This window comes from Pseudomonas agronomica, assembly GCF_025917275.1.
Classification (GTDB): domain Bacteria; phylum Pseudomonadota; class Gammaproteobacteria; order Pseudomonadales; family Pseudomonadaceae; genus Aquipseudomonas; species Aquipseudomonas agronomica.
On the sequence record NZ_JAOSHO010000357.1, the window covers coordinates 1 to 5420 of the forward strand.

Consider the following 5420-nt stretch of genomic DNA (forward strand, 5'->3'; position numbering starts at 1 on the left):
CACCGCGCGATCCTGGCCGTCACAGCTCAGGTGCAGGGTGATTTCTGATGGCAGTCCGAGGCGCAGCCCACCGGTGTTGCTCCAGGGCGAATTCAGGTCATCGGCTCGGAGGTGCGGCTTGAGGCTCAAGGCGAAGGCCTGGGCGGCCGCGTGCCAGAAGTCGTCATCCAATTCGCCTGGCTCGGGCAGCAGTTGCGCCTGGTAACGTGGGATAAATCCAGTGTCCAGTTCCGCAGCGGCAAACGCCGGGTGACCGACGATGCGCCGAAGGAATCCGATATTGGTCTTCAGGCCGCCGATGGCGAACTCGTCGAGCATCGCCAACAGGCGCAAACGGGCCTGCTCGCGGTTCTCGCCCCAGGCGATCAGCTTGCCAAGCATCGGGTCGTAGAAAGACGAAATCTCGTCATCTTCTTCAACGCCGCTGTCGACCCGCCGCCCTTCGCCTGCAGCGGATTCGCGGTACAACGCCAGGCGCCCGGTGGCGGGGAGAAAATCATTGGCCGGGTCTTCGGCATAGAGCCGTACTTCGATGGCATGCCCCCGCAGCGGTACTTGCTCTTGCGTGATGGGCAGCGGCTCGCCGAGGGCGATGCGGATCTGCCAGGCCACCAGGTCCAGCCCGGTGATCGCTTCAGTGACCGGATGCTCGACCTGCAGCCGGGTGTTCATCTCCATGAAGAAAAACTCACCCCGCGAGTCCAGCAAAAACTCTACCGTGCCCGCGCCGACATAGCCGATCGCCTGGGCCGCACGCACCGCGGCTTCGCCCATCGCCTGGCGTAATTGCGGGCTGAGGCCGGGCGCAGGCGCTTCCTCGACGACCTTCTGGTGCCGACGCTGGATCGAGCAATCCCTCTCGTTGAGGTACAGGCAGTTGCCATGCTGGTCGGCGAACACCTGGATTTCCACGTGGCGTGGCTTGAGCAGGTATTTTTCCACCAGCATGCGCGCATCGCCGAACGACGATTGGGCTTCACGTTGCGCAGAAGCCAACGCTTCGGCCAGTTGGCTGACGTCTTCCACGACTTTCATGCCTTTGCCGCCGCCGCCCGCGGTTGCCTTGAGCAACACCGGGTAGCCGATGCGCTCGGCGGCGGCGCGGAAGGTTTCCAGATCCTGGGCTTCACCGTGGTAGCCGGGCACCAACGGCACGCCAGCGGTTTCCATCAAGGCCTTGGCGGCGGATTTGCTGCCCATGGCGTCGATGGCCGAGGCGGGAGGGCCGAGGAAGATCAGCCCGGCGTTTTCGATCGCCCTGGCGAACCCGGCATTCTCGGAAAGGAAACCGTAGCCAGGATGAATCGCCTGGGCACCGCTGGCCTGGGCCGCGGCGATCAGTTTGTCGATTTGCAGGTAGCTGTCGGCGGCCTTGCTGCCGCCCAGGTCGACGCAGATATCGGCTTCACGGCAATGACGCGCGTTACGGTCCGTGGCGCTGTGTACGGCGACGGTGGTCAGGCCCATGGCCTTGGCGGTGCGCATGACCCGGCAGGCGATTTCACCGCGGTTGGCCACCAATAGAGAGGTAAGGGCAGGGGCGCTCATCGACGCGGCTCCTTGTTGTCTGACTCGGCTTGCCAGTTCGGCGGCCGTTTTTGCAGGAACGCCCGCAGGCCCTCCTGGCCTTCGGGGCTGACGCGTATCCGGGCGATGGCGTTCTCGGTGTAGCGGCGCAACGCCGGGGTGAGCGCACCGTTGCCGACCTCACGGAGCAGTTCCTTGCTGGCGCGCATGGCCGCCGGACTGTTGAGCAGCAGATTGTCGATCCAGTGCTGGAGTTGACCGTCCAACGCCTCGGCCGGGTAACTTTCCGACAGCAATCCAATCTCTTTCGCACGTTGTCCGTTGAAACGCTCCGCGGTCAGGGCGTAGCGTCTTGCCGCGCGTTCGCCAATGGCCTGTACCACGAACGGACTGATCACCGCAGGCGCCAGGCCGATCCGCACTTCAGACAGGCAAAACTGCGCTTCGTCGGCGCCGATGGCCATGTCGCAGGCGCTGATCAGGCCCAGTGCGCCGCCAAACGCGGCACCTTGGACCACAGCCAATGTAGGAGTTTTCAGTTTGGCGAGGTTGTACATCAGCTCCGCCAGTTCCCGGGCGTCGTCGAGGTTGGTGTGGTAATCGAGTTCGGCGGACTGTTGCATCCAGGCCAGGTCGGCGCCGGCGCTGAAGTGTTTGCCACGGCCACGGAGCAACAGGAAACGCAAGGTCGGATCGCTGCCGACGTCGTCCAGGGCGAGGATCAGTTCGCGGATCATCTCGGCGTTGAACGCGTTGTTTTTTGACTCGCGGCTGAGCCACAACGTGGCAAAGCCGCGTGGGTCGGTGTGCAGTTCGAGGGTGTTGTACTGAGTCATGGGCATTTTCCCGATTACATCCTGAACACGCCGAAGCGGCTCGATTCTATTGGCGCGTTCAGCGACGCGGACAAGGCCAGGCCCAATACATCGCGGGTCTGCGCCGGGTCGATGACGCCGTCGTCCCACAGCCGCGCGCTGGAATAATAGGGGTGCCCCTGTTCTTCGTACTGGTCGAGAATCGGTTGCTTGATCTCGGCTTCCTGGCTGGCGCTGAACGGCTGGCCGCTGCGTTCGGCCTGTTCGCGCTTGACCTGCACCAACACGCCGGCGGCTTGTTCGGCGCCCATCACGCCGATCCGGGCATTCGGCCACATCCACAGGAACCGTGGATCGTAGGCGCGGCCGCACATGCCATAGTTGCCCGCACCGAAACTGCCTCCGATGATCACGGTGAATTTCGGTACCCGGGCGCAAGCCACGGCAGTCACCAGTTTTGCACCGTGCTTGGCGATGCCGCCGGCTTCGTATTTCTGGCCGACCATGAAACCAGTGATATTTTGCAGGAACAGCAGGGGAATCCCGCGCTGGCAGGCCAGTTCAATGAAATGGGCGCCTTTCTGCGCGGCCTCGGCGAACAGGATGCCGTTGTTGGCAAGGATGGCGATCGGATAACCGTGCAGATGGGCGAAGCCGCACACCAGGGTCGTTCCGAAGAGGGCCTTGAATTCATCGAATACCGAGCCGTCGACGAGGCGTGCGATGACTTCCCGCACATCGAACGGCTGTTTGGCATCGGCCGAAACCACGCCGTACAGTTCGTCGCCCGCATACAACGGGGCGATGGGCGCACGCTGCTGCAGCTCGCCGAGCTTGCGCCAGTTGAGGTTGGCGACGCTGCGGCGGGCCAATGCCAACGCGTGCTCATCACTGTCGGCGTAATGGTCTGCCACGCCGGAGATCTTGCAGTGCACATCGGCGCCGCCCAGGTCCTCGGCGCTGACCACTTCGCCGGTGGCGGCTTTTACCAGGGGGGGGCCGGCGAGGAAGATCGTCGCCTGCTGGCGAACCATGATTGCCTCGTCCGCCATCGCCGGCACATACGCGCCACCGGCGGTGCAGGAGCCCATGACTACGGCAATCTGCGGAATACCCTGGGCACTCATGTTGGCCTGGTTGAAAAAGATCCGGCCAAAGTGCTCGCGGTCGGGAAACACTTCGTCCTGGCGTGGCAGGTTGGCGCCACCGGAATCCACCAAGTAGATGCAGGGGAGGCGGTTCTGTTGGGCGATGGCCTGGGCGCGCAGGTGTTTTTTCACGGTCAACGGGTAATACGAGCCGCCTTTGACCGTCGCGTCGTTGGCGACGATCATGCACTCGATACCTTCCACGCGACCGATGCCGGCGATCACACCGGCTGCCGGGACGTCCTCTCCATAGACTTCGTAAGCCGCCAGCGGACTGATTTCCAAGAACGGCGAGCCTGGGTCCAGCAAGCGATTGATGCGCTCGCGCGGCAGCAGTTTGCCTCGCGATGTATGCCGCTCCTGGGCCTTGGGTCCGCCGCCTTGCTGGACATGAGCGAGCAAGGTGCGCAAGGCCTCGACTTGTCCGAGCATCGCATCGCGGTTTGCGATGAACTCCGGTGAGCGAGCGTTGAGCTGAGTGTGCAGCGTGGCCATGGTCAGCTCCGTTAGCGGGTTTCGTTGAACAGTTCGCGACCAATCAGCATCCGACGGATCTCACTGGTGCCGGCACCGATTTCGTACAGCTTGGCGTCACGCAGGAGACGGCCAGCCGGGAATTCGTTGATGTAGCCGTTGCCGCCCAGGATCTGGATGGCATCAAGGGCCATTTGCGTGGCGCGCTCGGCGCTGTAGAGGATCACCCCGGCGGCGTCCTTGCGGGTGGTTTCGCCGCGCTCGCACGCCTGGGCCACTGCGTACAGATAGGCGCGACTGGCGTTGAGCTGGGTGTACATGTCCGCGACTTTGCCTTGGATCAGCTGGAATTCGCCGATGCTCTGGCCGAACTGCTTGCGGTCGTGGATGTACGGGACGATCAGGTCCATGCACGCCTGCATGATGCCGGTCGGTCCGCCGGACAAGACCACGCGCTCATAGTCGAGGCCGCTCATCAATACTTTCACGCCGCCATTGAGCGCGCCGAGGATATTTTCCTCAGGCACTTCGACGTCATCGAAAAACAACTCGCACGTGTTCGAGCCGCGCATGCCGAGCTTGTCGAACTTGTTGCTGCGGCTGAAACCTTTCCAATCACGCTCGACGATGAACGCGGTGATGCCATGGGCGCCTTTTTCCAGGTCGGTCTTGGCGTAGATCACGTAGGTGTTCGCGTCAGGACCGTTGGTAATCCAGGTCTTGCTGCCGTTGAGCACGTAGTGGTCGCCACGCTTGTCGGCCCGAAGCTTCATCGAAACCACGTCGGAGCCGGCGTTCGGTTCGCTCATGGCGAGCGCGCCGATATGCTCGCCACTGATCAGCTTGGGCAGGTACTTGCTCTTCTGCTCATGGGTGCCGTTGCGGTTGATCTGGTTGACGCACAGGTTGGAGTGGGCGCCGTAGGAGAGGGCGACCGAGGCCGAGCCGCGGCTGATTTCTTCCATGGTGACGACATGGGCCAGATAGCCCAGGCCGGCGCCGCCATATTCTTCGGGGACGGTGATGCCCAGCAGGCCCATGTCACCGAACTTGCGCCACATGTCGGCGGGGAACAGATTGTCGATGTCGATCTGTGCGGCCCGAGGCGCCAGCTCTGCCTTGACGAAGGACTGCACCTGGTCGCGCAACATGTCGATGGTTTCGCCGAGGGCAAAATTCAGGGATGGGTAGCTCATGGGACACCTTTTTGGATTTTTTGTCGGGTGTGGGGAGCAGGGGAACGGCTCTCACCTTTACGTTAACGTAAGCCTGCGACGAGAGGCTGTCAATCACCCTTTACGTTAACGTCAACTTGAGCCAGAGTACGGGTGTTCTGAATCAGCTTTTATGGCGAGGGAGCTCCCGCTCAAGCGCGTGTAGGAGCTGCCGAAGGCTGCGATCTTTTGATCTTTTGGTCTTTTGGTCTTTTGATCTTTTGATCTTTCGCTTGAGACTG

The 5420-nt window shown here is 62.4% G+C and carries 4 protein-coding genes; all 4 read right to left on the bottom strand.

Annotated elements, in window-relative coordinates; all coding sequences use genetic code 11:
* On the bottom strand, window positions 1-1548 hold a 1548-nt coding region (locus OC610_RS20400), incomplete at its 3' end, for an acetyl-CoA carboxylase biotin carboxylase subunit (protein ID WP_264430240.1).
* Entirely contained in the window at window positions 1545-2363 is an 819-nt protein-coding gene (locus OC610_RS20405; RefSeq protein WP_264430242.1) for a gamma-carboxygeranoyl-CoA hydratase, read from the bottom strand. The genes OC610_RS20405 and OC610_RS20400, both read right to left, overlap by 4 nt.
* Window positions 2364-2377: 14 nt before the next feature.
* Complete coding sequence (locus tag OC610_RS20410) at window positions 2378-3985, bottom strand: carboxyl transferase domain-containing protein (protein ID WP_264430243.1); 1608 nt, start codon at window positions 3983-3985, stop codon at window positions 2378-2380.
* Window positions 3986-3996: 11 nt separating this feature from the next.
* Window positions 3997-5160, bottom strand: a complete 1164-nt coding sequence (locus OC610_RS20415) for an isovaleryl-CoA dehydrogenase (protein ID WP_264430245.1) — start codon at window positions 5158-5160, stop codon at window positions 3997-3999.
* Between the last annotated feature and the right edge of the window lie 260 nt (window positions 5161-5420).